Annotated in this window: 27 protein-coding genes and 1 riboswitch; of the genes, 15 read left to right on the forward strand and 12 right to left on the reverse strand. The window is 43.1% G+C overall.

The genetic code is table 11. The features are described 5' to 3' along the window. The first annotated feature begins 138 nt into the window (after positions 1 to 138). On the forward strand, positions 139 to 780 hold the full coding sequence (gene upp / locus AWM71_RS05515) for a uracil phosphoribosyltransferase (protein WP_060777015.1): 642 nt from the start codon (positions 139 to 141) through the stop codon (positions 778 to 780). A gap of 34 nt (positions 781 to 814) precedes the next feature. Continuing rightward, complete coding sequence (gene murA, locus AWM71_RS05520) at positions 815 to 2119, forward strand: UDP-N-acetylglucosamine 1-carboxyvinyltransferase (RefSeq protein WP_060777016.1); 1305 nt, start codon at positions 815 to 817, stop codon at positions 2117 to 2119. 66 nt (positions 2120 to 2185) lie between these two features. On the opposite strand, the gene yidC is transcribed toward murA, so the two are convergent. Further along, positions 2186 to 3097, reverse strand: coding sequence for a membrane protein insertase YidC (yidC, locus tag AWM71_RS05525; protein ID WP_060777017.1), 912 nt, complete (start codon positions 3095 to 3097; stop codon positions 2186 to 2188). 63 nt (positions 3098 to 3160) lie between these two features. Further along, on the reverse strand, positions 3161 to 3439 hold the full coding sequence (locus tag AWM71_RS05530; RefSeq protein ID WP_060777018.1) for an acylphosphatase: 279 nt from the start codon (positions 3437 to 3439) through the stop codon (positions 3161 to 3163). A gap of 146 nt (positions 3440 to 3585) precedes the next feature. Between AWM71_RS05530 and AWM71_RS05535 the strand changes: the two genes are divergently transcribed. Further along, complete coding sequence (locus tag AWM71_RS05535) at positions 3586 to 5904, forward strand: DNA translocase FtsK (RefSeq protein WP_060777019.1); 2319 nt, start codon at positions 3586 to 3588, stop codon at positions 5902 to 5904. A gap of 98 nt (positions 5905 to 6002) precedes the next feature. On the opposite strand, the gene AWM71_RS05540 is transcribed toward AWM71_RS05535, so the two are convergent. Continuing rightward, positions 6003 to 7091, reverse strand: a complete 1089-nt coding sequence (locus tag AWM71_RS05540) for a M42 family metallopeptidase (protein ID WP_060777020.1) — start codon at positions 7089 to 7091, stop codon at positions 6003 to 6005. A 171-nt stretch (positions 7092 to 7262) separates the two neighbouring features. Here AWM71_RS05540 and AWM71_RS05545 point away from each other — a divergent pair, with 171 nt between their 5' ends. From AWM71_RS05545 to AWM71_RS05565, 5 genes are all read left to right on the forward strand, one after another. Continuing rightward, positions 7263 to 8888, forward strand: coding sequence for a peptide ABC transporter substrate-binding protein (locus AWM71_RS05545; RefSeq protein WP_060777021.1), 1626 nt, complete (start codon positions 7263 to 7265; stop codon positions 8886 to 8888). Positions 8889 to 9038: 150 nt separating this feature from the next. Continuing rightward, on the forward strand, positions 9039 to 9620 hold the full coding sequence (gene pgsA / locus AWM71_RS05550) for a CDP-diacylglycerol--glycerol-3-phosphate 3-phosphatidyltransferase (RefSeq protein ID WP_060777022.1): 582 nt from the start codon (positions 9039 to 9041) through the stop codon (positions 9618 to 9620). A 69-nt stretch (positions 9621 to 9689) separates the two neighbouring features. Further along, on the forward strand, positions 9690 to 10937 hold the full coding sequence (locus tag AWM71_RS05555) for a competence/damage-inducible protein A (protein WP_060777023.1): 1248 nt from the start codon (positions 9690 to 9692) through the stop codon (positions 10935 to 10937). An 87-nt stretch (positions 10938 to 11024) separates the two neighbouring features. Beyond that, positions 11025 to 12155 carry a recombinase RecA gene (recA, locus tag AWM71_RS05560; protein WP_060777024.1) on the forward strand — a complete coding sequence of 377 codons (1131 nt, stop codon included), beginning with the start codon at positions 11025 to 11027 and terminating at the stop codon, positions 12153 to 12155. A gap of 168 nt (positions 12156 to 12323) precedes the next feature. Then, complete coding sequence (locus AWM71_RS05565; RefSeq protein WP_060777025.1) at positions 12324 to 12896, forward strand: GNAT family N-acetyltransferase; 573 nt, start codon at positions 12324 to 12326, stop codon at positions 12894 to 12896. Between the two features lie 93 nt (positions 12897 to 12989). Here the strand turns inward: AWM71_RS05565 and AWM71_RS05570 are convergent, their stop codons facing one another. From AWM71_RS05570 to spxA, 6 genes are all read right to left on the reverse strand, one after another. After that, positions 12990 to 13532, reverse strand: a complete 543-nt coding sequence (locus AWM71_RS05570) for a TIGR01440 family protein (protein ID WP_236701111.1) — start codon at positions 13530 to 13532, stop codon at positions 12990 to 12992. Between the two features lie 105 nt (positions 13533 to 13637). Continuing rightward, entirely contained in the window at positions 13638 to 14144 is a 507-nt protein-coding gene (locus AWM71_RS05575) for a TatD family hydrolase (protein ID WP_082632716.1), read from the reverse strand. Between the two features lie 71 nt (positions 14145 to 14215). Continuing rightward, the gene (locus AWM71_RS08255; protein WP_156407344.1) at positions 14216 to 14362 is read right to left on the reverse strand and encodes a hypothetical protein; all 147 of its coding nucleotides are present in this window, start codon (positions 14360 to 14362) and stop codon (positions 14216 to 14218) included. A 39-nt stretch (positions 14363 to 14401) separates the two neighbouring features. After that, positions 14402 to 14701 carry a thiamine-binding protein gene (locus AWM71_RS05580; protein ID WP_060777028.1) on the reverse strand — a complete coding sequence of 100 codons (300 nt, stop codon included), beginning with the start codon at positions 14699 to 14701 and terminating at the stop codon, positions 14402 to 14404. A 58-nt stretch (positions 14702 to 14759) separates the two neighbouring features. After that, positions 14760 to 14858, reverse strand: a riboswitch (TPP riboswitch). A gap of 142 nt (positions 14859 to 15000) precedes the next feature. Then, on the reverse strand, positions 15001 to 15657 hold the full coding sequence (locus tag AWM71_RS05585; protein ID WP_060777029.1) for an adaptor protein MecA: 657 nt from the start codon (positions 15655 to 15657) through the stop codon (positions 15001 to 15003). 174 nt (positions 15658 to 15831) lie between these two features. Further along, complete coding sequence (gene spxA / locus AWM71_RS05590) at positions 15832 to 16227, reverse strand: transcriptional regulator SpxA (RefSeq protein WP_060777030.1); 396 nt, start codon at positions 16225 to 16227, stop codon at positions 15832 to 15834. 233 nt (positions 16228 to 16460) lie between these two features. Here spxA and trpS point away from each other — a divergent pair, with 233 nt between their 5' ends. Then, positions 16461 to 17447 carry a tryptophan--tRNA ligase gene (gene trpS, locus AWM71_RS05595; RefSeq protein WP_060777031.1) on the forward strand — a complete coding sequence of 329 codons (987 nt, stop codon included), beginning with the start codon at positions 16461 to 16463 and terminating at the stop codon, positions 17445 to 17447. A 156-nt stretch (positions 17448 to 17603) separates the two neighbouring features. Next, positions 17604 to 18617: a competence protein CoiA gene (locus AWM71_RS05600; RefSeq protein WP_082632717.1), complete on the forward strand. Its 1014-nt coding sequence runs from the start codon at positions 17604 to 17606 to the stop codon at positions 18615 to 18617. A gap of 54 nt (positions 18618 to 18671) precedes the next feature. On the opposite strand, the gene AWM71_RS05605 is transcribed toward AWM71_RS05600, so the two are convergent. Both AWM71_RS05605 and AWM71_RS05610 read right to left on the reverse strand, forming a co-directional pair. After that, positions 18672 to 19400 (reverse strand): DsbA family protein, encoded by a 729-nt coding sequence (locus tag AWM71_RS05605; RefSeq protein WP_060777033.1) that lies wholly within the window; start codon positions 19398 to 19400, stop codon positions 18672 to 18674. Further along, the gene (locus AWM71_RS05610) at positions 19397 to 20023 is read right to left on the reverse strand and encodes a CYTH domain-containing protein (RefSeq protein WP_060777034.1); all 627 of its coding nucleotides are present in this window, start codon (positions 20021 to 20023) and stop codon (positions 19397 to 19399) included. The genes AWM71_RS05605 and AWM71_RS05610 overlap by 4 nt, the downstream gene beginning before the upstream one ends. Before the next feature lie 184 nt (positions 20024 to 20207). On the opposite strand from AWM71_RS05610, the gene AWM71_RS05615 reads away from it, so the two are divergent. The 3 genes from AWM71_RS05615 (at position 20208) to metA (ending at position 23189) form a co-directional block, all read left to right on the forward strand. Further along, a complete protein-coding gene (locus tag AWM71_RS05615; protein WP_060777035.1) occupies positions 20208 to 21011 on the forward strand; it encodes an NAD kinase in 804 nt (267 codons plus the stop codon). Between the two features lie 8 nt (positions 21012 to 21019). Then, positions 21020 to 21907: an RluA family pseudouridine synthase gene (locus AWM71_RS05620; protein ID WP_060777036.1), complete on the forward strand. Its 888-nt coding sequence runs from the start codon at positions 21020 to 21022 to the stop codon at positions 21905 to 21907. 361 nt (positions 21908 to 22268) lie between these two features. Then, on the forward strand, positions 22269 to 23189 hold the full coding sequence (gene metA / locus AWM71_RS05625) for a homoserine O-acetyltransferase MetA (RefSeq protein ID WP_060777037.1): 921 nt from the start codon (positions 22269 to 22271) through the stop codon (positions 23187 to 23189). Here the strand turns inward: metA and AWM71_RS05630 are convergent. After that, positions 23179 to 23634 carry a GNAT family N-acetyltransferase gene (locus AWM71_RS05630; protein WP_060777038.1) on the reverse strand — a complete coding sequence of 152 codons (456 nt, stop codon included), beginning with the start codon at positions 23632 to 23634 and terminating at the stop codon, positions 23179 to 23181. The genes metA and AWM71_RS05630 overlap by 11 nt on opposite strands. Before the next feature lie 340 nt (positions 23635 to 23974). On the opposite strand from AWM71_RS05630, the gene AWM71_RS05635 reads away from it, so the two are divergent. Together AWM71_RS05635 and AWM71_RS05640 are read left to right on the forward strand one after the other, a co-directional pair. Continuing rightward, the gene (locus AWM71_RS05635) at positions 23975 to 24301 is read left to right on the forward strand and encodes a hypothetical protein (protein ID WP_060777039.1); all 327 of its coding nucleotides are present in this window, start codon (positions 23975 to 23977) and stop codon (positions 24299 to 24301) included. Next, complete coding sequence (locus AWM71_RS05640; RefSeq protein ID WP_060777040.1) at positions 24288 to 26243, forward strand: V-type ATP synthase subunit I; 1956 nt, start codon at positions 24288 to 24290, stop codon at positions 26241 to 26243. Before AWM71_RS05635 ends, AWM71_RS05640 begins: the two co-directional genes overlap by 14 nt.

Consider the following 26243-nt stretch of genomic DNA (forward strand, 5'->3'; position numbering starts at 1 on the left):
CTTTCAAGAAAAAAGGATGCATTTAATGAAGAGAGAAAGAAGGAGGCTTGACAGAATCCTTTCTCACTCTTAAACTTGTAGAGATGTTAATCCCCAAGAGAAAATTGACAAAATCAGTGTAGAAAAAGGAGATTTACTATGAATAAAGAAACCTTACACGTTATTGATCACCCACTTGTTCAACATAAGATTGCTCTTCTTAGAGATAAGAACGCTGGAAGCAAGGATTTCCGTGAATTAGTGAATGAAATTACGGTCTTTGTCGCTTATGAAGCCACACGCGATCTTCCTCTCGAAGAAGTAACGATCGAAACCCCTATTACGACCTGTAAACAGAAAATGATTACCGGACGTAAGATGGCAGTTGTTCCTATTCTACGGGCTGGTTTAGGAATGGTAGAAGGCATACTTTCTCTCTCCCCTGCAGCTAAGGTAGGACATATTGGAATGTATCGAGACGAAGAAACCTTAGAACCTCATGAATATTTCTTCAAAATGCCAAGCGATATCGAAGAACGTCAGGTCTTTGTGGTAGACCCAATGTTAGCCACAGGGGGATCTGCTGTTTTAGCTGTGGAAGCTTTAATGAAACGTGGTGTGAAAGCTAAAGATATCAAATTCTTGTGTATTGTTTCTGCGCCTGATGGAGTTGAAGCCCTTCAAAAAGCTTACCCAGAGATTCATATTTATACAGCAGCTTTAGATGAAAAATTAAACGAAAATGGATACATTGTGCCTGGTTTAGGAGATGCCGGGGATCGTTTGTTCGGAACCTTGTAGGATATAAACCTGTAATAGAAATGGTGGTTAGTGAATGGAAAATATGGTCATTAGAGGTGGCAAACGTTTAGTAGGAACTGTCCAAATGGATGGCGCAAAGAATACAGTTCTACCTATTTTGGCAGCTACTTTGTTGGCCAGCGAAGGCCAGTCCGTGGTGAAAAATGCACCCTTATTTTCAGATGTTTATCTGATGAATCATGTGTTAAGTTACCTGCAAGCAGAGGTATCTTTTGATGAAGATAATCATCAAATCTTTGTCGATGCTTCTAAGGAATTAACGAGTGAAGCTCCTTTTGAATTTGTCAGCAAGATGCGAGCAAGTGTGGTTGTTATGGGACCCTTGCTTGCCCGCTTAGGCTATGTCAAAGTGGCTATGCCAGGAGGGTGTGCAATTGGAACTCGTCCGATCGACTTACATATTAAAGGCTTTGAAGCCTTAGGAGTGACCGTCACTGTGGGAAAGGGAGAAATTGAAGCTTCTTGTCCAGAGGGATTAAAGGGTGCAGAGATTTATCTTGATTTTCCAAGTGTAGGCGCAACAGAAAATATTATGATGGCAGCCACCCTTGCAGAAGGGGTGACGCTCATGGAGAATGTTGCCAAAGAGCCGGAGATTGTAGATTTAGCAAACTTCTTGAATCGAATGGGAGCTAAAATTACCGGTGCAGGGACGGATATGATCCGTATTCGTGGGGTGAAGTCACTCAAAGGAGTGGCTCATACCGTTATTCCAGATCGAATTGAAGCGGGAACCTTTATGGTAGCTGCAGCTATTACGCACGGGGATATTACCATTCAAAATGCGGTTGCTGAACATAATCTCCCCCTCATTTCTAAGTTACGTGAAATGGGCGTAGAAATTATTGAAGGAGAAGAACAGATCCGAGTGATTGGACCTGAACGATTGAAGGGAACGAATATTAAGACGCTTCCTTATCCAGGTTTTCCAACAGATCTTCAAGCTCCTTTCAGTGTTGCTCAGACCGTTGCAGAAGGCCAATCGAAGTTAGAGGAAACGGTGTTTGAAAATCGGTTTATGCACTTAGAAGAGATGCGACGGATGACCTTGGATTATCAACTCGCTGGGGATACCGCTAAGATCAATGGCCCTAATCACTTAAAGGGCGCTTATGTAAAGGCAACTGATTTAAGAGCGGCTGCAGCTCTTATTCTAGCGGGCCTTGTAGCAGAAGGGATCACCCGTGTTGGCAAATTAGAATACCTCGATAGAGGGTATGCGAGTTTTGATGAAAAACTCCGCCAACTCGGAGCGGATATTGTTCGTGTGACCTTTGATGAAAAAGAAAAAGTAGATTGGAATCACTTGTTTAGTTAAAAATAAAAAGACATCAAAAAAAGCCTTCCAAGTTAATCATTACTTGGAAGGCTTTTTTAATGCCTCTTAGGAATGGGATTGTTTACCTGCATTCCGATTTTTAGTTGCTTTTTTAGGGTTCACTTCTTTAGGTTTCTTAGAAGTTGAAGGGGTTGCGGCATTGAAGAATTTTTCGAATTGAATTGGTTTATCTTTCATCTCTTTGTCGACTTGTTCCACTAAGCGGGGACGAATGAATTTATTGATGAAGAATTGTTGAATCACACCAATAACGGTTGTGGTAACTAGGTATAAGCTGATTCCAGCGGCTGTTGAATAGGAGAATAACCCCATCATAAGCGGCATGAAAAGCATAGAAGTGCTTTGTTGTTTGCGAGCCTCTTCTGGCATGGTGACTAAGCTCATCTTCATTTGAAGAACGGAAAGAAGAACAAAGATCACAGTCAATACTATACTTCTTTCCCCAAGAGGAAGTCCGTAGAATGTATACTCTTGGATGGATTGATTGGTATAGATAGCCATATACATCCCAGATAAGATAGGAAGTTGAATGAGAAGAGGGAGACAGCCCATATTGCCGAAAAGGCTAATCCCGTTTTCCTTCATAAAGGCTTGTTGTTGTTGGGTGTAGAGCATTTTTTCTTCAGAAGATTGCGCTTCTTGAATTTTGGTTTGGAATTGGCTGAGATAGGACTGGTAATACTTTCTTTTTTCTGTCCCGATAATCGCTGCTTCCTGTTGTTTAAAGGTAAGTGGCAGCAATAAGAAACGGATAATGATGACTAAGAAAATCAAAGCATAACCATAATTTCCTTGGAAAATATCCGCAAACCATTCTAAAAGTTGGCTAATCGGACGAGCGATGAGACGATAGGAAAAAGAGTCTGTATTGCGACTGACGCATCCTCCTAGGAAGAAACTGACGGTCATGAGGGACGCAAGGAGCGACCAATATTTTTTGTGTTGTAAATGTTTCAAAGTAAAACTCCTTATTATAGTATTTGGTTAACGTTCTTATTCTATCTGACTTGTCGCTTCTTTTCAATAGATAGGGCTGAAATCACTCATAAAAGGAAGGTCTTCTTCTCTTAAGAGAGTGATGGTATCTATCCGCATCCAAGGGTTAAGAGAAGGAGACTGGAAAGCCTGGAGGAAAGCAGCAGCTTTTTCTGGGGAAACCTGAAGTTGTAAGGTCACACTGCCGTCTTCTTCATTTTTAACAGTTCCTTTGAGTCCCATAGAGAGGGCAAGTTTGGTAGCGGTAAATCGACAGCCAACGCCTTGGACGCGGCCGCATAGGCGATAAGTTTGAGTAAGCATCAGATATTCTCCTTTCCATTAAGTAAAATTTCTAATAGTTATCTTGAACTTATTGTAGCACAGGGGACGTTCGGATGAAATTTTGAAATTAGGAGTGGGTAGGTTATAATGGATGAGATGTGAAATGCTTTTGAAAAGAGGATAGTATGGCAAAAAGAAAGAGAAGAAAAACAAGTAAAAAACAGTATCAGTGGGAACTTGTTGCCTTTGTGTGTTTTGTATTAGCAATTTTAGGAATTTTTCAATTTGGCTTTATTGGACAGATCATGAAGGCATTCGGTCGACTAGTGATGGGAGAAGCTTATGTATTCGCCTTTCTCTTGCTGGCAGTAAGCGCTTTATGGCGGATTTTGACGGGAAAACATTTGAAGTTGAAGTCTCGCTCGATGATCGGGTTAGTTGCGTGCGTCCCTTTGCTTCTGTTGTTGTGGCATAGCTTCGTCTTTCACGAGATCGCTAAAAGCGGAGCCAGTCTTCTCCAAGTGACCTTTGATCGAGCGAGCCTGGGCTTTAAGGGAGACTTTGGTCAGGAAGTGGCCGGTGGGATGCTAGGAGCTGTGTTCTATCAAGTGACTTATTTTGCAGTGGGTCAATGGGGAACTTTTCTCCTTGTAGGAATTGGCTTATTAGCTCTCGTTCTCTACCTGTTAGAGATGTCTTGGCAAGAGTTCTTAGAGGGCATCCAAGGGGTCTCTCACTTGGTGCATCATTGGCTGACAGATTTCTCAAAAAAAGCGAAAACTTATTCCAAATCTCTTCAATCCAAAGACTCCAACAAGAAGGACGCTAAAGGAAGAGAACCCCGACCCCTTCAAGAGGAAGAAGGCAGTCCTTCGCCAATTATTAAGAACTATCAATCGTCACAAGCCGTTATCGTCACAGAAGAAACGTCCTCTCCAGTAGAGATTGTTCACGGGGTACCTGGTCAGCCCCCCCTTCAAGATTTTACAGGAGAGGAAAATGCTAAAGAAGAAGGAGAGGAAGAGACGGAATGGGATCACGATCTGGATCAATTAACCATTGGAGCGGAAGCTGAGAACCCTAACTATCTCCTCCCTCCAACCAAACTTTTGAATCCAATCAAGCGAACCGATCAGAGTGGAGAATACAGTGTCATTCAAGACCATATCAAAACCCTCGAAAAAACATTTGTGAGTTTTAATGTGGATGCCAAGGTGACCAAGGCCAACCTCGGCCCAGCAGTCACCAAGTATGAGATTGAACCGGCTGTAGGAACTAAAGTGTCCAAAATTACCAACTTAGCAGATGATATTGCTTTGGCTCTGGCCGCTAAGGATATTCGAATCGAAGCGCCTATCCCAGGAAAATCAGTGATTGGGATTGAAGTCCCTAACCAGCAGATTAGTGTGGTCAGTTTTAGGGAAAGTTTCGAACATCAACCCGCTCATGCCCACTTATTAGAAGTCCCTCTTGGCCGGGCAATTTCGGGGAATACCTGCATGGCGGATTTAACGAAAATGCCACACTTATTGATCGCAGGGTCTACCGGATCAGGAAAATCCGTCTGCATCAACGGAATGATTATTTCGATTTTGATGAAGGCCAAACCTAATCAAGTCAAATTAATGATGATTGATCCCAAGAAGGTAGAGTTGAATGTCTATAATGGAATTCCTCATCTTCTCACCCCGGTGGTCACCAACCCTCGTAAGGCGGCTCAAGCCTTAAATAAAGTCGTTGAAGAGATGGAAAGACGGTATGAATTATTTGCCTCTACGGGTCAGCGGAATATTGATGGGTATAATCAGTACCTTCATGAGAATGCTCAAGATACCGACCATCCGAGAGCCAAACTGCCGTATATTATCGTGGTGGTAGACGAACTGGCGGACTTGATGATGGTGGCTTCCAAAGAAGTGGAAGCCGCTATTACTCGTCTCGCTCAAATGGCCAGAGCCGCGGGCATCCACATGATCTTAGCGACCCAAAGACCTTCTGTCGATGTCATTACAGGGATTATCAAAGCGAATGTCCCTTCTCGAATTGCCTTTGCGGTATCGAGCGGGACAGACTCCCGGACCATTATTGACCAAAACGGCGCAGAAAAATTATTGGGACGTGGGGATATGCTCTTTATGCCGATGGGGGAAGGTAAACCAATCCGTGTTCAAGGCGCCTACATTACCGACGAAGAAGTAGAAAGAATTGTTGATTTTGTCAAAAACCAACAAGAAGCCAACTATGTGGAAGCGATGATGACCACCGACCAACTCCTTCAAGGCACAGACGAAGACTTAGATGAGATGTGGGAGGAAGTCATCGATTTTGTTAAACAGAGAGAAACGGTGTCTATCTCTATGCTGCAGCGCCGGTTTAGAATCGGATATAATCGAGCAGCGCGCTTGGTCGATGATATGGAGGCCCACGGAATTATTAGTCCAGCGAGTGGTTCTAAGCCGCGGACAGTTATTATTTACAAAGAAAATCAAGACCATCCTTCTTGATCGGTTGGATGCCAAGTCGCAGGAAGTTTTTCAGAAGAGGAAACAAAAAAAACAGCGAGACTTCGTAAAGAGGTCCCGCTGTTTTTTATTGGTTAGATTTAGTGGAAAGTTTTGAGATCAAAGGATTGAATATCTTCGAGGGTTAAGCGGCGGAGGAAGGCTTTAGTCAATTCCACAGTCGCATGGAAGTCATCATAGGAACAGAAGCAAGCATTGGTGTGAGCATAACGACTCGGAATACCAATGGTGGCGCAAGGTGTGCCTAAGTTTCCTAAGCTGATCGGACCAGCATTGGTTCCGCCACCTTCACGAACGGCGTGCTGGGTTGGAATGTTTTCGGCTTGAGCGGCCTGATTAAAGAGGTCAATCAAAGCGGTATTAGCCACATAGGAATTATCCCGATGACGAATTTGAGGACCAGCGCCGAGTTTGCCTTGAAGGAGGGGATCTGGATTGGTGAAGTCGTCTGAAGGAGTCCCTTCAAGGATAACGGCTAGGTTAGGTTGAACCCGGCGGACAGTCAAGGTGGCGCCACGCGTCCCGACTTCTTCTTGGGCAGCAGGAGCTGCTACTAAATTAAAGGGGAAGCTGTCAACTTCATCTTCTAAGTCGCGCATAATGGCGACTGCACAAGCGGTCCCGATTCGGTTGTCGAATCCTTTAGCGAGGATCGTGTGAGTAACTTCATTATAGGAGAAGCGAGTGGCAGGAACGATGGGTTGACCAACAGCGATCTTCAAATCTTCAATGACTTGTTTTCTGGAAGTTGCCCCCATATCAATTTTGATATCGGTGATGTCGATTTTTTTTGTGCGTTCTTCAGCGGTCATAAAGTGGATAGGTTTGGTGGCAGAGATTCCTTTGAGGTATTGGCCTTCTGTATTTCGAACGTAGAAGATTTGGGCGGTGAGATTAGAAGGTACCCAGCCTCCAATCGGTTGAATACAGAGTAACCCGTTCTCATCAATTGCCTTCACCATTAATCCCACTTCATCAATGTGAGAGTCCAACATAACGGTCGGCTTGTTAGGATCTTTCTTGTCGAGATTGAGGTAACAGTTGTTCATGCTGTCGACTTGCAGGGTATATTTGCCTTTGTAGCGCTTGATAACTTCTACAACTTCTTCTTCAAATCCGGACATGCCTTTGGCGTTGGTGAGGTCTTCGATTAAATTTAGGTAGTTCATTAGCTTTCCATCCTCTCTAAGAGATTGTTTGATTGCGACATATAAAGTTACTTTTCTTTATCCTACCACCTTTTAGGAAAAAATAAAGGGGCTTTTTAAAAATAAATGTGGAATGTAACCGATTTAACGTGTATAATAGTAAAAATAACTAAAATTTAGGAGGCTAGAGAGATGAAAAAAAGTTATCATTTAATAGCATGCTTAGTCATTGGACTATTGTTTATTTGTGGTTGTTCCAAAAACAGTTCTTCATCGAGTAAAGGCAAAGAAGTTAATCTGGCTTTAATTTCAGAATTAACTTCTGGGGATTTAGCAACTGTGACAGATACGAATACCTTTACCATGTTTAATAACGTTCAAGAAGGCTTATACCGATTTGATGAGAACAATCATCTCCAAAAAGCCTTAGTCAAAGAAGATCCGAAGATTTCTGAGGATCAGTTAACCTATACTTTCAAACTGAGAGAAGGAACCAAGTGGTCCAACGGCGATCCTGTAACAGCCAAAGATTTTGAGTATGGTTGGCGGAGAATGTGCGATCCTAAAACGGGAGCAGGGGGAGCCTATTTCTTCGATTACGTGATCAAGAATGCCCACCAGGTCATCTATGAAAAGGCACCGGTGGATAGTTTAGGCGTCAAGGCGCTGGATGACTATACCCTTGAGGTGTCTTTAGATTATCCTGTTCCTTATTTTTTAGATTTATTAGCAGATCCTTTATATTTCCCACATAACCAAAAAGCTGTTGAAAAATTTGGAGATAAGTTTGGTTCTTCTTCTGACACGATGGTATATAACGGACCATTTGTTCTTAAGAATTGGACAGGTTCTACGGCAGAATGGTCTTATGAGAAGAATCCTGATTACTGGGACAAGGACAATGTTCACGTAGATAAGGTTAATATTCAAGTGGTGAAGGAAGATGCGACTGCAGTGAACTTGTTTGAATTAGGGAAATTGGATTGGTTGCAGTTGAGAGGTGAATATTCCAAGCAATACGCTAAGAATCCGTGCTTTGTTTCTGTCCCTCAGAAAGCCTCTATGTACTTGACGATGAACCAAACTGATAAGTCGCTGTTGAAGAATAAGAATTTACGTTTAGCTATTGCCTATGCTTTTGACCGCAAGCAATTAACCGAGCGGGTACTTGGAGATGGCTCTATTCCTCTAGGAACTCTGACTCCTCCTGATTTTGTCAAGACTTCTGACGGTAAAGATTATATCGAAGGTGTCCAAAACAAACATGAAAAAAATCCAGAACTTGCTAAAGAGTTTTTACAAAAAGCCAAAGCAGAATTAGGAAAAGATAAGTTCAAATTAGAATATCTCGCAGTAGACGATGAATCTTCGAAACTTGTTGCTGAATATTTGCAAGGGCAAATTCAAGAAACCTTACCGGATGTTCAGATAACGATTAAGACTGTGCCATCGAAGAGTCTATTCCCTACATTAAAGAAGGGTGAATTTGATATGGCTCGGACAGGATGGGGGCCGGACTTCTTTGATCCAATAACCTTCTTGAACTTGTTTGAAGGAAAATCAAAATATAATGATGGAAAATACACGAATGCAGCCTTTGATCAATTGGTCCACCGGTCGAAAATTGAAGATGCTAAGGATAAAGACCTTCGTATGAAAGATATGCAAGAAGCTGAGTCTATCTTCTTGAAGGAAGCAGGGGCACCGACTCTTTATGCCAAAGCTTTAGCGACCCTCCATAAGCCACATATGAAGAAATTCTTTATTGATCCTTTGACAGGACAACAAACTTATAAATTTATTGAATTGGAAAAATAAAACGCTGATTAATTGTGTGAATCAACCACTCCTTGAAGAATCTCTTTCTTTAAGGAGTGGCTTTTTTTAGTGAACAAATGGAAATCGAGAAAGGGACGAATGTTACTTGGACGTGTTATAATATATGAAGAAATTTAAGGGGGAGAAACCATGAATTTACCAAATCGATTGACCTTGTTGAGAATCTTTATGATTCCATTTTTTATTGCTTTGATGGAAGTTAATTTTCATTTAGGTGGCTTCCAGTTAGGCGGGCAGGAGATGTCTATCCAGTGTGTTTTGGCTGCGGTTATTTTTGCGGTGGCGAGTGCGACGGACTGGTTAGATGGGCATCTAGCTCGCAAGAATCACTTAATCACAAACTTTGGCAAGTTTGCAGATCCTTTAGCAGACAAGATGTTAGTGATTGCAGCATTGATTGAATTGATCTTACTCGATCAAGCGCCTGCTTGGGTAGTCACCTTGATTGTGATGAGAGAGTTAGCTGTAACAGGCCTAAGACTCTTGATTGTGGAAGGCGATGGCACAGTTTTAGCTGCTGCTTGGCCAGGCAAGGTGAAGACTACTTCTCAGATGTTGGCCATTCTTTTCCTCTTGTTGAATGACTTTCCTTTCCAATTTTTGCCATTCTCTGTGGGAAAGGTGCTCCTTTACTTTGCTCTAGCGGCTACGCTTTATTCTGGTTATGATTATTTCCGTCAGAATAAGGACGTCTTTAGTGATGGGATGTAGAGTAAGTAAGAATTATAAAAATTCGAAAAAAAGAAGCCAAACAGCGGACATATTAAGCAGGAGGAAACGATGAAAGCAGAAATTATTGCGGTGGGAACAGAATTACTGATGGGAAAAGTGGTGAACACCAATGCACCTTTTCTGGCGAGAGAGTTAAATGCTTTAGGTGTCGATCATTATTTTGAGACAGTAGTTGGGGATAATCCCAACCGCATTCAGGAAGTGACTCGTTTAGCCGAACAGAGAAGTGATTGGATTATTTTTTCAGGAGGGATTGGCCCCACACAAGATGATCTCACTAAGCAAACCTTGGCAGCTTATTTGGGGGAAGAGTTAGTCTATGATTCGACCTACCTCAAGCGGATCGAAGCTCACTATCAAAAGCGGCATATAGCTCTCACAGATAAGGGCAAGCAGATGGCTTATACCTTTAAACGGGGAGTAACCTTAGGAAATCCCAAGGGGCAGGCTTGTGGAAGTGCTATTAAGAAAAAGGGACACACCTATATATTCCTCCCAGGTTTTCCTCATGAATTAAAGGCCATGTGGCGGGAATCGGTGGTCCCTTACCTTAATCCTTCCCAGGAAGAAGTGATGACGTCTCGCTATTTGAATTTTTATGGTATTTTTGAATCGGCCTTGGCGGATAAGCTGGATGATCTGATCGTTCACCAAGAGAATCCTACCCTTGCGATCTATTCAGCAGAGGGGATTGTAACGGTTCGGTTGACCGCTAAGGGAGAGTGCCTAGAAGCGAATGCGGGGATTTTAGAGGACATGACCCGACAGATCCTTGACCGCTTAGCGCCTTATTATTTTGGAGAAGGGTATGGACTGACCCCAGTGAAGGCGCTTCTGGATGACTTGATGGCTAAACACCAGACCCTTTCTTTCGCGGAGAGTTTGACGGGAGGAATGGCTGGTGAGCGGATCGTCAATTACAGTGGGGCCTCTCGGGTCTTTCAAGGAAGTCTGGTGGCTTATACGGCAGAAGCGAAGCAAAGAGTGATTGGGGTGGAGGCCAAAACCATAGAAAGTGTGGGCATGGTGAGTGAACAATGTGCCTTAGAAATGGCTGAAAAGACGCGCCAACGCTACCAAAGTGATCTCACGATTAGCTTTACAGGGGTTGCTGGTCCAGATGAGATGGAAGGTCATCCTGCAGGCACAGTCTTTTGCGGGTTTGCTTTCAAGGATAGACCTACCCATATTGAATCTTACCATCTTAGTGGAGATCGGCAGACGATTCGCCAACGCTGTCTTTTCCAAGCGTGTTTTGATGTGTGGAAAATGAGAAGTCAACAGTCTTCCCAATAAAATCAGAACGTTTGTTTGGTTTTTGCTTGCTATTTTTTAGAGAAATCAGTAAACTAGTTCATGTAAACAAATAGAGGAGGAAACAAGATGACGCTATCACATGACGAGAACCGCCAGAAAGCTTTAGAACAAGCCTTAAAGAAAATAGAAAAAAATTACGGCAAAGGTGCCATTATGAAATTAGGAGAAGCGAGTGATATTCAAATCTCTACCGTTTCCACCGGCTCGCTTTCCTTAGATGTGGCGCTAGGCGTTGGAGGGTATCCTCGTGGAAGAATTATTGAAGTCTATGGCCCAGAATCTTCAGGGAAGACAACGGTTGCTCTTCATGCGGTAGCTGAAGTGCAGAAACAAGGAGGAATTGCTGCTTTTATCGACGCTGAAAATGCCTTGGATCCAGAATATGCCAAAGCTTTGGGGGTTAATATTGACGAACTTTTGCTTTCCCAACCAGATACAGGGGAACAAGGCTTAGCGATTGCAGATGCCTTGGTCTCTTCAGGCGCTGTGGATATTGTGGTCGTTGACTCTGTTGCAGCGCTTGTTCCACGGGCAGAAATTGAAGGAGAGATGGGAGATTCCCACATGGGACTTCAGGCCCGCTTGATGTCTCAAGCCCTCCGCAAATTATCTGGTTCGATCAATAAGACCAAAACCATTGCCATTTTTATTAACCAGATCCGTGAAAAAGTGGGTGTGATGTACGGCAGTCCTGAAACCACGCCTGGCGGAAGAGCGCTCAAATTCTATTCGACCATTCGTTTAGATGTTCGTCGAGCAGAACGCATCAAGAGTGGAGAAGAAATTATCGGTAACCGTACCAAGATCAAAGTGGCTAAGAACAAGGTCGCTCCTCCTTTCCGAGTGGCAGAAGTGGATATTATGTACGGGGAAGGAATTTCTCGTGAAGGGGACTTAGTCGACTTAGCTTCGGATATGAAGATTATTAAGAAGAGCGGTTCTTGGTATTCTTATGGGGAAGATCGGATTGGACAAGGACGAGAGAACGCTAAGAAATATCTCAGAGATCATCCGGAAGTTTATGCTGAAATTGACCACAAGGTGCGGGTAGCTTATGGATTTGAAGAAGAAACCGAAGATGAAGGAAATTTGGGGGCTTCAACCTCTGAGAGTGACTCTAAGAAGGTAGAAAAAGTCAATGAAGTAGCTCCTGACCAAGAAGAAAATGAAACCTTAGATATTTTTGAAGAAGAATAGGTTTAGAGAAAAGACCCTTAACCAAAGGACTCCAAAGGTTTAGCTTGGAGTCCTTTTTAGTTTGGAAGACGCAAGCAGGCCTTGGAGATTCTCGCTTGATGACAAGCGTGCGCATCAGGTATACTTAAAGTAGAACTTTATGACAAAAAATAAACAAGGAGGGTCATCATGGAGATTCGACCGTTAGAGCCATCAGACAAAGAAAATAGCTATACCATTATTAAGGTGATTTTAGAGCATTTGGATGTGCCTTTGATTAATCAATTTGGCTGGGAAGAAGCCAAGGAAATTTTGAAAACCGCTATGGACAAACCTTATTATCGGTACGGCTGTCAGAATGGCTATGGGGTGTTTGTAGAAGGAGAATTAGTGAGCGTTGCTTATGCTTATCCGGGAGTGATGGATCCTATGATAGAAGCGCCACTAGAGACTACCATGATTGAAATGGGCTATTCTTCTGATCAGATTCCTTCCCGTTACGCCTTCGTTGAAGCCCTCATGGATGAATTTTACTTGGATTCTATTGCCACCAAAAAGAGTTACGAAAAGAACGGTTATGCCACTGCCCTTATTCATTACTTAGAGAAGCAGGCCCAAGCTCAAGGGTATGCTAAACTTTCCCTCAATGTAGATTTTGACAATGAAAAGGCTCGCCAGCTCTATGAACAATTAGGCTTTACCGTCCGCTCAGAAGTGATGATTGGGGGACAAGCCCATTATCATTTGGTGAAGGAAGTTTAAGACAGGATCTAGAGAACTCTCGAGAAAAAGTCCTATCTCTCACATAAAAAGCTCACGTTGGATGAAAACGTGAGCTTTTTTGCTGGCTTAGATTTATTTGAGATGAGGATCGTAGTGAGCACGCTCTCCTCCAATAAACTTAGGACGAGTTTTGGCGGCATTGACCCATGCTTGACCGAGTTGGTGGTGGGTGAGACGGAGGGGAACAGCAACTGGCTTTAGATGCATCCCAATAAGGGTATTACCGATGTCAAGGCCGGCATCCGCTTGAATCTCCTCAATCGCAATTGGATCTGGCAGGGTGTGGTAGGCCGCTGTGGCGAAGGAGCCCCCCGCCTTAGGGAAAGGCACTACATTGACGACTTCTTCGAAGGGACGGGCGAGCCGAGAGGTGATCAAGGCCCGATTCAAATGTTCGCAGCATTGAGCGGCGACATAGATGCCTTCTCGATGAAAGATTTCATAGAAAGCATTAAACAGAGTCTGTCCCAATTCGGGTGAAGAAGAGCTGCCAATTTTTTGACCACTGACTTCACTGGTGGAGCAGCCGATCACTACGGTTTGCCCAGGGGTAAGGTGGGCAGCTTGTATCAACTCTTGCGCAATGGCTTGGGCTTGTTCTTTTAGGGCATCCAAGATAAAGACCTTCTTTCTTTTGTTGTACTGTGATTATTATAAGAAAGACCTGGCGATTCCTCAAGTCTCTTCTTTTTGAGAAAGTTTGAAGAAGGGAGAGGAAACTTAGAGGTTGAGGGAGAGGTAATTTTGATAGACTTGATCTTTCATCTGGTCGAAGGAAAGGCCTTTTTGTTGGGAGAGGATATCTAGAATTCTAAGGATTTGATGGAGCCAGCCATAGCCATGTCCGATCCATTCTAAGGACGATGGACCATCTGTTTCGGTCAAGATTCGATCGATAGGAAGGTGATGGATCAATTGAGTGGTGAGCGGGGAATAGCCGGCGTCAACACTAATCGTGAAGAAGCAGCCTAAGTCCAAAAAATCATCTACCAAGTCTAAAGGGCCACTATACCAATGGATGATGAGGGGATCTTGGGTGCGGTAGTACTTGAGAATGGCTAAGACATCTTTTTCTGCACCCTTGGTATGAATATTGGCCAGAGTGTGCGTGGTATAGGCATAAGCCATAAAAGCCTGAAAGATCTTGCGCTGTCGAGGATAGGCAGAAGCATCTTTAGCCCAGTAGTAATCTAAACCGATCTCTCCTAGAAAATCCGCCTTTTGAATGCTTCCCTCCCAATCCCCAAACCTAAAAAGGCCTCTAGCAGAGTCATCTGAGAGTGGTAGAGAAGAAGCTGCTAATTATTTTTGGCGGCCATCACGGCATCTACAGGACTCGGTAGCATGAATTTAGGAAGACTCTGAGAGCCTACAGTCACTTGCCAGATCCCCATAAGGCACACAATACCTGATAAGGATTTCAAAAGGTGTAAGCTTTTTTTCATATCTACCTTTTTTCTATTTAGACTTACCTGAAATTGCCTTTAGTCTCGATAAGGGGAAAGTTTATCTTCGATAGTTAAGACATCTCCCTTCTCACAATAGGAAACCTTCACATTAGCGAAGATCTCTACGCCATCTTCCCCTGCCAGTTGGATGGCTTTTTTGAGGAGAGCCATCAAGTCGTCGTAATCTCCTTGAAGAGTCGTTTCAAAAGGAGAAACGGTGATGTTTTCTGGGGAGACTTGACTCTCTAGATAGCGAATCACTTTATCGACAACCTCTAACAGCTTCTTTTCGTCGACATATTGCGGCAAAATCTGAAGAGCTATACTACAATGCAAACAAAAACACCTCCCAAAAGTTAATCACAAAAAGTGCAACCTTTGGAAGGGATTAAGGGCATATCAGCTATCACATTCCTACGTAAGTACTAACTTCATCAGGTTATAAGAGTTAACGGATGACGTTTCTCAGCACAAGGCACCTCTTGCGATTAACAGATTAAATTTTCACCTTTATTATAACAAAGCAGTTTTTATAAAACAAGTAATAATCAGGGATGTCTTTCCTATAAAAAAAGCTCTCCTAAAAGAAAGAAAAGGCTTTCTCCAGAAGAGCTTTTGGTGAGAAAACTAGTGATCTAACTAAAATAACGAGCAATCGTAGAGTGAGCATTATAGCCGATTAATAATTTGCCATATTCTCGAATAAGGGAAGCATCGATAGGCGAGATCACACCGTATTCGAGGGCCACGTACAGTAAATCTTGAATTTCTGTCTCACTATAAAGAGTCGTAGGAAGGGCAATAATCGCGTAGAACTTCTTCTGATAGTTATAGAGATCTACTTCCACTTCCTTATTTTGGAAAGCTTTAGCAAAGAGCAGGAAATCTTCCCACTTGTCGAAAACCAAAGTTGCTTTCTCTAGGGTACCACAGCTTTCTGTTTCGATGTGGCCATCGGAAGCAGGCACATGAGACGCTATACTTTCCGTTAAATTATTGATAAGAGAATTAATCGTTTCTTTTTCGGGTTCGGGAGTGAGGGTATTTTCATCGATTTGTGCTTTAGAAATATAAAGGTCAATACCGCCTTGAGAAGGCATCACTTGGAAAGTTAGCGCATCTGAATTCTTGAAGCGGTGATTCACATCGGCTTCTTCTAAAACATTCATGAAGAAATTTTCGACAAGACTTTGGTCTTTAAAGAGGTCGACTAAACATACTCCGCGGTCTTTCAAATCTTCGTCTCTCAAAAAGACTCGCATGGTATTCTCGTTAATATATTCCATTTCCATTCGCACTCACCTCCACTATTCAAAGTCAATCGGCAAAGGCTTTGTTTGATAGCCAACACCGAGCATGGTAAGGAATAATTTCTACTTTATATTTTATCACAAGTTTGCTTAAAATAAAGATAAGCCGATCTTTTCTTAAGAAAGTAACAAGAAAAGATCGACTTTTAAGAAATTTTATCCCATTTTTCTAAGGGCTTCATAGAGTTCAATCGAGCGAACTTCACGCGGAAGGAAACGGCGAATTTCATCTTCGTTATAGCCAACTTGTAGTCGTTTCTCGTCCATAAGAATAGGACGTCTGAGAAGGCCTGGATTTTTTTGAATGAGATCAAAGAGTTGGTTTAAGGAGATGTCGTTGAAATCAATCGCTAATTCTTGGAAAGCTTTCGAACGTGTTGAAATAATTTCTTCCGTTCCATCTTCAGTCATTCGTAAGATATCCTTCACTTCATCTCGGGTAAGTGGTTCTTGGAAAATATTACGTTCTTTGTAAGGAATGTGATGTTTTTCAAGCCAAGCACGTGCCTTTCGACAGGATGTGCAACTTGGCGAAGTGTATAATCTAACCATGTCAATCTCTCCTTTACAGGTATGACTCGTGTTATTCCACTTTTCTTATTGTACCATAAAAAATCAAAAATGTCAGTTAAATTGTGAAAAGAGGCTTAAAAATCCCCAATAAATTCAACATATAGTTTGTGAAATAATAGACGAGAAGAGAAAGAGAGAAAAGAGGGGCATTTTCATTCTTCTCTAAGCGTGTTATAATAAAAATGTTTATAACCTTTAGAGGAGGAAACAGAATGAAACGTATTTTTTCTGGCGTTCAACCCAGCGGAACTCCTACCATTGGAAATTATGTAGGAGCTTTAAAACAATTTGTAGACCTTCAACAGGATTTTGAAACTTTTTATTGTGTGGTGAATGAGCATGCGATCACAGTCGCTCAGGACCCAGAAGCTCTGAAGAAAAACACGCGAAGCTTAGCAGCCTTGTATCTGGCTTTGGGAGTAGATCCTAATTTATCTACTATCTTCATTCAAAGTCATGTCCCTGCTCACGCACAAGCGGGTTGGGTGGTTCAATGTTTAACTCCTCTAGGAGAACTTGAACGGATGACCCAATACAAGGATAAGGCAAAGAAGCAAGACTCTGTTTTATCAGGTTTACTCGGTTATCCTGCCCTCATGGTTGCCGATATTATCCTCTATAATACGGATTTAGTTCCGGTAGGTGCCGATCAAAAACAACACATGGAATTAACAAGAAACTTTGTGGATCGGTTTAATCGTCGCTTCTCTAAAGATGGTCAGGATATCTTAGTGAAGCCAGAAGCTTACATCCCTAAAGCAGGAGGACGGGTGATGAGCTTACAAGAACCTACCAAGAAGATGTCTAAGTCAGACAGCAATCAGAAAGGTTTCATCTCTCTCTTAGATGATCCAAAAGCGATCGAAAAGAAGATCAAATCTGCAGTGACCGATTCTAGTGGAACGATTTCTTACGATGTGGAGAACAAACCAGGCGTTTCCAACTTATTGGATATCTATTCCGCCTTCTCTAATCGCACAGTTGACGACTTAGTTGAACAGTATCAAGATGCCGGTTACGGGCAATTTAAGGCAGACCTTGCACAAGTTTTAATTGCCTTTTTAGAACCAATGCAAGAGAAATATTGGGCTCTCTTAACCAGTTCTGAATTAGATGATGTCTTAGAAGAAGGAGCCAAGAAGGCGAATGCGGTCGCTAATGAAACCCTTCAAAAGATTTATCAAGCGATCGGTTTCTAGAAAAAGCTCTCTCTAAAAAACGGAGAGGATTTCTTACAAGAGACCAAAGCTAAATAAAAGCTGCGAAGCTAGAATATTTCTAGTCTCGTAGCTTTTTTTTTAGGAAGAGGGAGGTTATTTCTTCGTTAAAGAGCGGATAAAGGAAATAAGGAGGTGATGATGATGTACTATGCTCATACGCAACACGGAGAATTAATGACAGCTTTTGAAGTGAAAGATCGCTTGAAAAGGGGACTATTGAAAGCAGACCAGCGGAAATTTTTCTGTCCTAAATGTCATCAGCCTGTCCGCTATCTCGACTACCCTCCCAAGCGACCGTATTTTAAGCATTATGTCCGTCAAAACTCAAACTTAGAGAATGAGTCGCTCTGGCACAAATACTATAAAAAACAGCTCGCCCAGCGCTTGCAAGCGGTCGGTTACTCTGCTGAAATGGAGGTGCCAATGTCTCATAAGGAGAGACGGTCGGATGTCTGGGTGGACTTTAGAGGAAAGAAGGTGACCTTAGAAGTTCAATCGAGTCTCCTTTCCTTGCAAGAAGTGGTAGAAAGGGAGGCGGATTATGCGGAGGAAGGAGGGCAAGTGATTTGGTTATTGAACCCGAGCCCTCAGAAGTATCAAGTTCAAGTCAATCATCTAGACCGCCTAGCGCCTTTTTTGTCTATAAGTCCGGTCTTTGGACTGTATGTTCCTTTTTTAGAGGGAGATAAGGTACGATTGGATCAGTTGACATCTTTTGGGAAGGTCTGCCAAAGAATTCGGTTGACGATAGAAGACTATCTTTTATTGAAATTATTTCCACCTGAGGATTTAATTTTTACACCTTCCACCCTTCCGCCTTCTTCTCGACTCAGTGAAGAAGCTTGCAGATCCCAAAAAAAGCGGGTGCTTCTTTCTCCCAACGCATACGAAAAGATTTTTTTAAGTCGGCTCTACCAATGGCACAAGAGCCTAGAAGACCTTCCCCTCTTTCTTTTTTCCTTTGCAGACAAATGTCTATGGGTGAAGGAAGACGCTTGGTTGGTGAGGGCTTACAGTTATCTGCTCGCTCAAGAGGAAGTGGAAGAAGGAATGCTGGAGGAACTTTTGCATCAGCGTCCCTTTAAAGAAGACTGCCTTCCTTTGTATCGCAACTTTCTACAAGCGGGTTACCGAGAGAAGAAGGACTAAAGAATTTCTCCACACAAAAAGCCCCTCGAAAGGGGCTGGGTGAAGCTAGTGAGCTTAAGGATGACGTAAGAGAGAAGTGGACGTCAGTGAATGATGGGGGGGAATCTTCGAGACCTCCTTGTTAGCACTTGTCTTTTGATTTGGACAATAAAGGTGCAAGGTATCACTTTGAGGCATCATCTGTTCAATGAGTTTTTCTAAGTCATTGGATGTGAAAGAGCCTTGAAGTTTGACCCCATAGCGATAATTCAAGTTGTCATAGACGACTAGGGAAGGATAGCTGGTGATGTTCATCTGTTTGACGAGATGAATATCTTCTTGAAAGTCACTCTTTGCTTTTCCAGAGTGATAATCCTCCTCCCACATATCCACATCTAATCCACACAGGGTAGCACAATCTGCCATGGTTTCGTAAGAGAAGGGATGGTGGTCTTCATTAAAGACTTTCTGCATGGTCATTAAGAAGAGACGACCTCTTTTCTGCCCTTGGCATAGGGCTGCTTTATACCCCAGGCAGAGCTTATAAATCGATTGAAAAAGAGCATTGGCCTCCTTGAGGGAGTGGTTCGTCTGCCGATTAAGGGATTGATGAAAGAGAGGATAGTCTATAAAAGCGATCAAGCGGAAATAGACTTGCTGGGAACTCTCTTGAATAAATTGGAGGAGTTCCTTTTCAAGTTGCAAACATTGGGTGTCTAAGGGATTGATGAACAGAAACATTTCAAAAAGATGTTGTGGTTTTGCCTGAAAGGAGGGGGTATGACAAGAACAATGAGAAGTCATTCTCTTCCTCCTTTCTTGAGACTCTGCGTTTTAAAAGAATAGAGAGCATCAGAGAGAAGCATCCGAGCCACTTTCTGCTTGGAAGGACGACGTGGAATATGATAGGTCGAAAGAAAGCGATGGAAGGCTTTTTCTGCTTCTTCTAAGGAATCAGGAGATTCCATCTCTAATTCAAAATCATTAAAATGGGGGAAATGACAAGCATCGAGGACGAGGGTCTTTCCCTGCCATTCACCACTTAAACGCTTGGTATGAAATCGCCCAAGAATTTGAAGATCGGCCGGTTCGATACCTAATTCGACTAAGACCTCTTGGACATGAGGTCCGATTTCTAGCTGTCCAGTTTGCCAGATCGTTTGTCCAAGAGGGAGAGGGAGAGAATCGGTCACTTCTTTGGATTGGGCAGAATTGAATTTTTGTTTAAAGGTTAGATGGGCATAAGAAGGGGTAAGACGCAGACGTAAAGCCGCGTGCGCTTCTTTGAGTTGCCCAGATGCGGTATCAAAATAGAGATTATTCTGTTCATTAGCCGTTTGTTGATCTAATTTAAAGTGCGTGAGGAGTTTGTGATATTCCTCAGGGCTTAGTATATTTTTAAATTCAGTTTCTAAGACATAATTCACATGCTCACCTCATTTCAAAGGTATTATAGCAATTTTTTCACAAATTTCCAATTATAAACCCTTTGTTCGAAAAATGACTCAAAATTTGTGAAAAAGAAAAATAAAATGAGTTTCCATAAAACTTGTGATAAACTGAGTAAGAATGAGAAGAGAAGTAGAAGGAAGGCAAAGGAGGATTGAGAAGATGCGGATTGCAGTGGTCAATAACGAAAAAGGATCGTCAGTCACCATCAGAAATCGTTTTTTGACAGCGATAGAAGGGACAGAAGTCGTGTATGATGAGAAGAATCCGGATATGATAGTCTCTATTGGAGGAGACGGCACCTTACTAGAAGCCTTTCATCGTTATGTCGATCGCTTGGACAAGGTACGCTTCATTGGTATTCATACTGGCCACTTAGGTTTTTATACTGATTGGCAAGTGGAAGAATTGGAAGATTTTATCCCCTTTCTCTTGAGCGATTCTGGAGAAAGTATTTCCTATCCTCTATTAGAGGTGCGTTTAGCCCATGAAGATGGAAAAGTAGAGAAGATGATTGCTTTGAATGAAGCCACTATTCGTCGGATTGAAGGGACCATGACTGGCGAAGTCTTTATTAAGGAGGACAAATTTGAACTCTTTAAGGGGGATGGTTTATGTATCTCAACGCCTACGGGATCCACTGGTTTGAATAAGTCTCTTGGGGGGGCTGTGGTGCATCCCCGATTAGATACTTTACAAATGACGGAGATCGCATCGCTCAATAACCGCGTCTATCGCACCTTATCAAGTCCCTTACTTATTGCGGGAGACGAATGGTTCCACGTTCGGTTGGATGATGCTTATTTAGAAGGCGTGATGATGACTTTGGATCATCTCAATTTTTCATTGAAAGGCGTTCGAGATATTGAGTTCCGTTTGGCTAAGGAACGGGTTCATTTTGCGAGGTATCGGCATATGCATTTTTGGAATCGGGTTGAAACCGCCTTTATCGGGTGGAAAGAATAGGAGAGACTATGTTATTTTTTTCTTGGGTGTGTGAGGAAGCCATGTCAGTGAGAACCTTCCTCAAAAGAAAGGGTGTGTCTAGAAAACAACTCGCAGACATCAAATACCGTCAGGGGTATATTCTGGTGAATAACAAGATTCGCCGGAGCCGACACCGCTTAGAAGTCGGAGACAAGGTGACGGTGGTCTACCCTCCAGAAGGCCTTCAAGACAGTATCCTTCCAGTTGCACATCCCTTAGAGATTCTCTATGAAGACCGAGACTACCTCATCATTAATAAACCCTCAGGCTACACTTCTATCCCCTCCTATGCCAAGGAGGAGCCTTGTATGGCCAACTTTGTCAAGGCCTATTACCAAGAGAAGGCCTACGACAACCAAGTCATCCATGTGGTGACTCGACTCGACCGTTATACCAGTGGAGCCATGCTTTTTGCCAAGCATAAGTACGCCCACTCTATGATGGATACTCTCATGCAGAAGGGAGGGCTCGATAAACGTTACTATGCCTACACTAAGGACCTTCTCCCCCAAAAGCATGGCGTGATCGAAGCCCCTATTGGAAGAAAGGAGGACTCTATTCTCGAACGTTGCGTTAGACCAGACGGCCAATACGCCAAGACAGAGTACTGGTGGTTACAAGACCTTGGCAAGTGCCAGCAGTATGAAGTGAAGCTCTACACCGGACGGACCCATCAGATTCGAGTTCACTTCGCCTACCTCGGCTCTCCCTTATGTGGCGATGATTTCTACAAGGGTAGCGTGGAGCCTGCTCTTCAAGGGCAAGCCCTCCACTGCCATCATCTCGTCTTCACCCAGCCGATCACTGGAGAGGTGGTCGATGTCGAAGCCCCTCTCTCTGAAGAACTCAGTCAGTGGCTTGATCTAAGGCAATAAGTTCTTAGCATTCATGCTGTGGATGTCTACGTAAGGAAGGAATTCCCTCTTGACAAACAGAGGGGATCCCCCTAGAATTTACTGGTGTAATAATCAATGGCGTGGGAAAGATAAGTATGCAAGAGAATTGGAATGAATCCTGATAGCAAAAGAGGATATTCAAATATTTATTGAAGATGGTCTACGAACGACTTGTCGTGAAGCTACTGAGCGATGAGTGGACGGGTAAACGATACCTTCCCCCTGTATGAGGATGCAGAGGAGACAGGCAGCCCCTGTAAAGTTAACACAGTAGGACGTCCTTATAGTATCTGATAGGTACTGTAAGGCTTTTTTTATGGGAAAGAATGGAGGACATGTCATGCCAATCAAAGTCAAGAAAAATTTACCCGCCTTAAAGAAATTAGCGGGAGAGAATATTTTTGTAATGGATGAACGCCGGGCGAAGATGCAAGACTTTCGTTCCTTGGAGATTTTAATTGTCAACCTTATGCCAACCAAGGAAGCAACAGAAGAACAGCTATTACGTTTACTCAGTAATTCTCCCCTTCAAGTCAATGTGACCTTCTTGCATATGTCTTCCTATAACGCCAAGCATACCTCCTCGGACCACCTCGAAGAGTTCTATCGAACCTTTCAAGATGTGAGTGAGAAGTTCTTCGATGGCATGATTATCACAGGCGCTCCAGTAGAACAGCGCCCCTTTGAAACGGTGGACTACTGGCCAGAATTAGTAGCTATTATGGAATGGAGCGAAGATCATGTCTTCTCCACTCTTCATATTTGCTGGGGAGCTCAAGCAGCGATGTATTATCATTTTGGCTTGGATAAGGTGGACCTCCCTCAGAAACTCTTTGGAGTCTACCGCCAACACATTAATAAACCGGAAGTTAGCCTGATGAGAGGTTTAGATGACGTCTTCTATATTCCCCACTCCCGCTATACAGAGATCCCTCGTGCAGCCATTGAAGCGACGAAAGACTTAGAAGTCTTGATTTCTTCTGAAGAAACAGGGGTCAGTGTGGCCCATACCAAAGACCAACGTTTTGTTTTCGTCTTTGGACATGTGGAGTATGATGCTGACACTCTCGCCAAAGAATATGAGCGGGATGTGAAAGAGGGCCTTCATCCACAGGTTCCAGTAAATTATTACCCGAAAGATGATCCCCGCCAGAAGCCTCTTCTTCGCTGGCGGTCCACTTCCAATATGCTCTTCACCAACTGGTTGAACTACTACGTCTATCAAGAAACACCATTTGTCATTGAACAGATCAGTCATTAGAGGTAGAGGGAAGAGCGGACAAGACACAGCGCATCCTTCGATGAAGAATACCAGCATCTAGGAATTCCTCAGAGATAACTTCAAAGCCAAACTTTTTATAAAAACCGATGGCATGGGTTTGGGCATCGAGGACGAGTTCTTGGTAGCCGTTTTTTGTGGCGCTTTTGAGGATAGCCTTTATGAGCCGCTGTCCGATGCCTTGCTTTCGATAAGCTTTCAAGACAGCAAAACGTTGAAGTTTGAGCGTGGAAGAAGTAAGTGGGAAGGTGCGGGCCGTTCCACAGGGGAAGCCGCGGTCATAGATAACGAAGTAGGTACAGCCTTCTTCGCTTTCGATCTCTTGAGATAAGGGGACGCCTTGCTCCTTAATAAAAACTTCTTGACGAATGGTGAGACTGTCGCCATAGAGAGAAGAGGTCAGATCGGTTGAATAATTAATCCGCATAAAATTTTCCTTTCTAGGGGCGCTTGGCGCTCCTTTTTGTTTATAGACTTTTTCCTATTATAACGTTTTCTTTCCATATATATGATTCTCTTTTTGAAAAAAATTCTATTATTTGATTCTCTTTTGAAAAAGAATCCTTTGAAGAAAGAGAGGAAAGCTTCGCTTTAGGCTTTCTTTTCTTAGGCTTTTATGGTAAGGTAAAAGATATAAATAATCATTGGGCGCTTGTTGCTCCTAAAAAGGTGAAGAGTTGTGGGAAGTTTGGTCACATGGGATGAAACTTTCCATTTTTTTTATCAGGGGATAGGCGTATAATGATACAAAGTGAGGAGGTGTTTCGATGGTGAATGAGACTTTAGCAGAAGTTCTGCAAAGTGATCAAGAAGTGGAAGCCATTCGTCAAGAGACGAAGGAAACGATTCAAACTTTAAAGCAAAAAAATCAAGCAGCTTTAACCCAAGCTGAACAATCCGCCAAGGAAGACTTTAAGGCTTTTGAAGAATCCCTGGCTAACCAACAAGCGCAAGCATTTGAACACTATAAAAAAGAAGCTCAATTAGCCCATCAGGCTCAATTAGATGAATTACGACAAAAGTTTAATCAACACAAACAAACAATGATTGACCAAACAGTAAAGGAGTTGCGTAAAGTATATGGCAATTGCTAAGATGCAGAAGATTTCATTAGTGGCTAAAAGCGAATACAAATCGGTTCTCCTGCATGTCTTGCAAGGCTTACAAGGGGTAGAGGTCAGTGACTTAACACAAGAAGACCCCTCTTCTCCTTCTTTAGAAAGTGGGGAGACTTACCAAGAGACTTATCGTTGGTACGAACGCTCAGAAGCTGTGTTGACTCTTCTCGCTCAATATGCCCCGACTAAGCCCTTGAAGGTTCGTCTCAAGCAAAAAAGGCCAACTTTGACCTTGAGTCAGCTTTACGACCAAGTCGATGAACAATCTATCAAGGCAGCAATTGAACGTTTAGAGTCTCTCTCCAAACAGAGAGAGGAGATTTTGGAGAAACGACAAAAGCTTGAGAAAAAGCAAGCTGAGATCGGACCATGGAAGGTTGTGACCTATTCTCCAAAAGTTCTTCAACAAGCCAGATATTTTACCGTTCAGTTAGGCTATCTTCCGAATGATCAGGACCACAGCTTTTACCAACAGTTGCAATCCATTGATTCGGTGAGTGTAGAGGAAGTTTTCTCCCATAAGGATCGGATGGGCTTAGTGGCCGTGATGCCAACTTCCCGTCAAGAAGAGATCCTTGAAGAGATGAAGGACGTTGGCTTTTCGCCTTTGGACTATCCTTATGAAGACAGTCCCGAGGCCGTCTATCAAGCCTTAGAAGACCAACGACTAGCCCTCCATCAAGAAGAGAAGACCCTGATTCAAACCTTGAAAGACTACACCAAAGACTTGACCGATTTTCAATTAGCCAGTGAAGCTTTCTATAATCAGAGTCAACGGCAGTTAGTGGAGGCCTTCTCCAAGGATACGCCTTACTTAACCTATATCAAAGCTTGGTTAACGGTGGAGGACCTTGAGCGAATAGCAAAGTGTTTGAACCAAGAAATTGGCGAAGATCACTATGCTTTAATCAAGGAAGAGATCAGCCAAGAAGAAATTGACCAAGATGAAGTACCAATTAAGTTAGAGAATAAGAGCTGGATCAAGCCTTTTGAGCCGATCACGCTTATGTACACCACTCCGAATTATCGGGAAGCAGATCCGACACCCTTCGTGATGCCTTTCTATATGATCTTCTTCGGAATGATGATGGGAGACCTGGGGTATGGACTTTTGCTCTGGCTAGGGACCACTTTGGCCTTGCAGTTCTTAGACCTCGATGACAAGATGCGCCAAAATCTTAAGCTCGGGCATCTCTTAAGTTACCCGACTATGATTGTGGGAATCTGTTACGGGTCTTTCTTCGGGGTGACCTTACCTTGCCAAATGATTGATCCGATGAGTCAAGCCATGGAATTGATGATTATTTCTATGGGCTTAGGTTTCGTTCATTTGACAGTCGGTCTCTTGATTAAGACGGTCACCGAATGGAAGAGACGGAACTTCGAAGACATGTATAATGACGGAGCAGGTTGGCTCCTTCTCTTCTTAGGAGGCGTGCTGATCTTACTGGCTAAGGGACTAGAAATGCCTGTCTTAGCTTCTCTTGGAAAAGGGATCGCCATTGCCGCTGCCTTGGGGATTGTCTTTGTCCCTGTGATTTACAACAAGCGGCGGATGGTAGGTTTTGTGAGCGGCCTGTACAACTTGTATGGCGTCAGTTCCTTTATCGGGGATTTCGTTTCGTACTCTCGCTTAATGGCTCTCGGTCTATCCGGAGGGAGCATCGCCATGGCCTTTAACACGATGATTGGCCAGATGCCCCCTCTCGCCAAATTCACGATTGGAATTGTTCTCTTGGGATTGATTCATGTCTTCAACATGTTCCTCTCCCTCTTGAGTGCCTATGTTCACGGGTTACGGTTAACCTTTGTGGAATTCTTCGGCAAGTTCGTCGAAGGCGGCGGCAAGCTCTTCCAACCGATTCTTATCTTACAAAAATATGCGCATATCACAACGATAGATAAAAACGTAAAATAA

It is taken from the genome of Aerococcus christensenii (genome assembly GCF_001543105.1).
Taxonomy (GTDB): Bacteria; Bacillota; Bacilli; order Lactobacillales; family Aerococcaceae; genus Aerococcus; species Aerococcus christensenii.

Coding starts and splice junctions, on each gene's coding strand:
- upp (WP_060777015.1), top strand. CDS start 139: ATGAATAAAGAAACCTTACACGTTATTGATCACCCACTTGTTCAACAT.
- murA (WP_060777016.1), top strand. CDS start 815: ATGGAAAATATGGTCATTAGAGGTGGCAAACGTTTAGTAGGAACTGTC.
- AWM71_RS05530 (WP_060777018.1), bottom strand. CDS start 3,439: ATGCTTACTCAAACTTATCGCCTATGCGGCCGCGTCCAAGGCGTTGGC.
- AWM71_RS05535 (WP_060777019.1), top strand. CDS start 3,586: ATGGCAAAAAGAAAGAGAAGAAAAACAAGTAAAAAACAGTATCAGTGG.
- AWM71_RS05540 (WP_060777020.1), bottom strand. CDS start 7,091: ATGAACTACCTAAATTTAATCGAAGACCTCACCAACGCCAAAGGCATG.
- AWM71_RS05545 (WP_060777021.1), top strand. CDS start 7,263: ATGAAAAAAAGTTATCATTTAATAGCATGCTTAGTCATTGGACTATTG.
- pgsA (WP_060777022.1), top strand. CDS start 9,039: ATGAATTTACCAAATCGATTGACCTTGTTGAGAATCTTTATGATTCCA.
- AWM71_RS05555 (WP_060777023.1), top strand. CDS start 9,690: ATGAAAGCAGAAATTATTGCGGTGGGAACAGAATTACTGATGGGAAAA.
- recA (WP_060777024.1), top strand. CDS start 11,025: ATGACGCTATCACATGACGAGAACCGCCAGAAAGCTTTAGAACAAGCC.
- AWM71_RS05565 (WP_060777025.1), top strand. CDS start 12,324: ATGGAGATTCGACCGTTAGAGCCATCAGACAAAGAAAATAGCTATACC.
- AWM71_RS08255 (WP_156407344.1), bottom strand. CDS start 14,362: ATGAAAAAAAGCTTACACCTTTTGAAATCCTTATCAGGTATTGTGTGC.
- AWM71_RS05585 (WP_060777029.1), bottom strand. CDS start 15,657: ATGGAAATGGAATATATTAACGAGAATACCATGCGAGTCTTTTTGAGA.
- spxA (WP_060777030.1), bottom strand. CDS start 16,227: ATGGTTAGATTATACACTTCGCCAAGTTGCACATCCTGTCGAAAGGCA.
- trpS (WP_060777031.1), top strand. CDS start 16,461: ATGAAACGTATTTTTTCTGGCGTTCAACCCAGCGGAACTCCTACCATT.
- AWM71_RS05600 (WP_082632717.1), top strand. CDS start 17,604: ATGATGATGTACTATGCTCATACGCAACACGGAGAATTAATGACAGCT.
- AWM71_RS05605 (WP_060777033.1), bottom strand. CDS start 19,400: ATGACTTCTCATTGTTCTTGTCATACCCCCTCCTTTCAGGCAAAACCA.
- AWM71_RS05615 (WP_060777035.1), top strand. CDS start 20,208: ATGCGGATTGCAGTGGTCAATAACGAAAAAGGATCGTCAGTCACCATC.
- AWM71_RS05620 (WP_060777036.1), top strand. CDS start 21,020: ATGTTATTTTTTTCTTGGGTGTGTGAGGAAGCCATGTCAGTGAGAACC.
- metA (WP_060777037.1), top strand. CDS start 22,269: ATGCCAATCAAAGTCAAGAAAAATTTACCCGCCTTAAAGAAATTAGCG.
- AWM71_RS05630 (WP_060777038.1), bottom strand. CDS start 23,634: ATGCGGATTAATTATTCAACCGATCTGACCTCTTCTCTCTATGGCGAC.
- AWM71_RS05635 (WP_060777039.1), top strand. CDS start 23,975: ATGGTGAATGAGACTTTAGCAGAAGTTCTGCAAAGTGATCAAGAAGTG.
- AWM71_RS05640 (WP_060777040.1), top strand. CDS start 24,288: ATGGCAATTGCTAAGATGCAGAAGATTTCATTAGTGGCTAAAAGCGAA.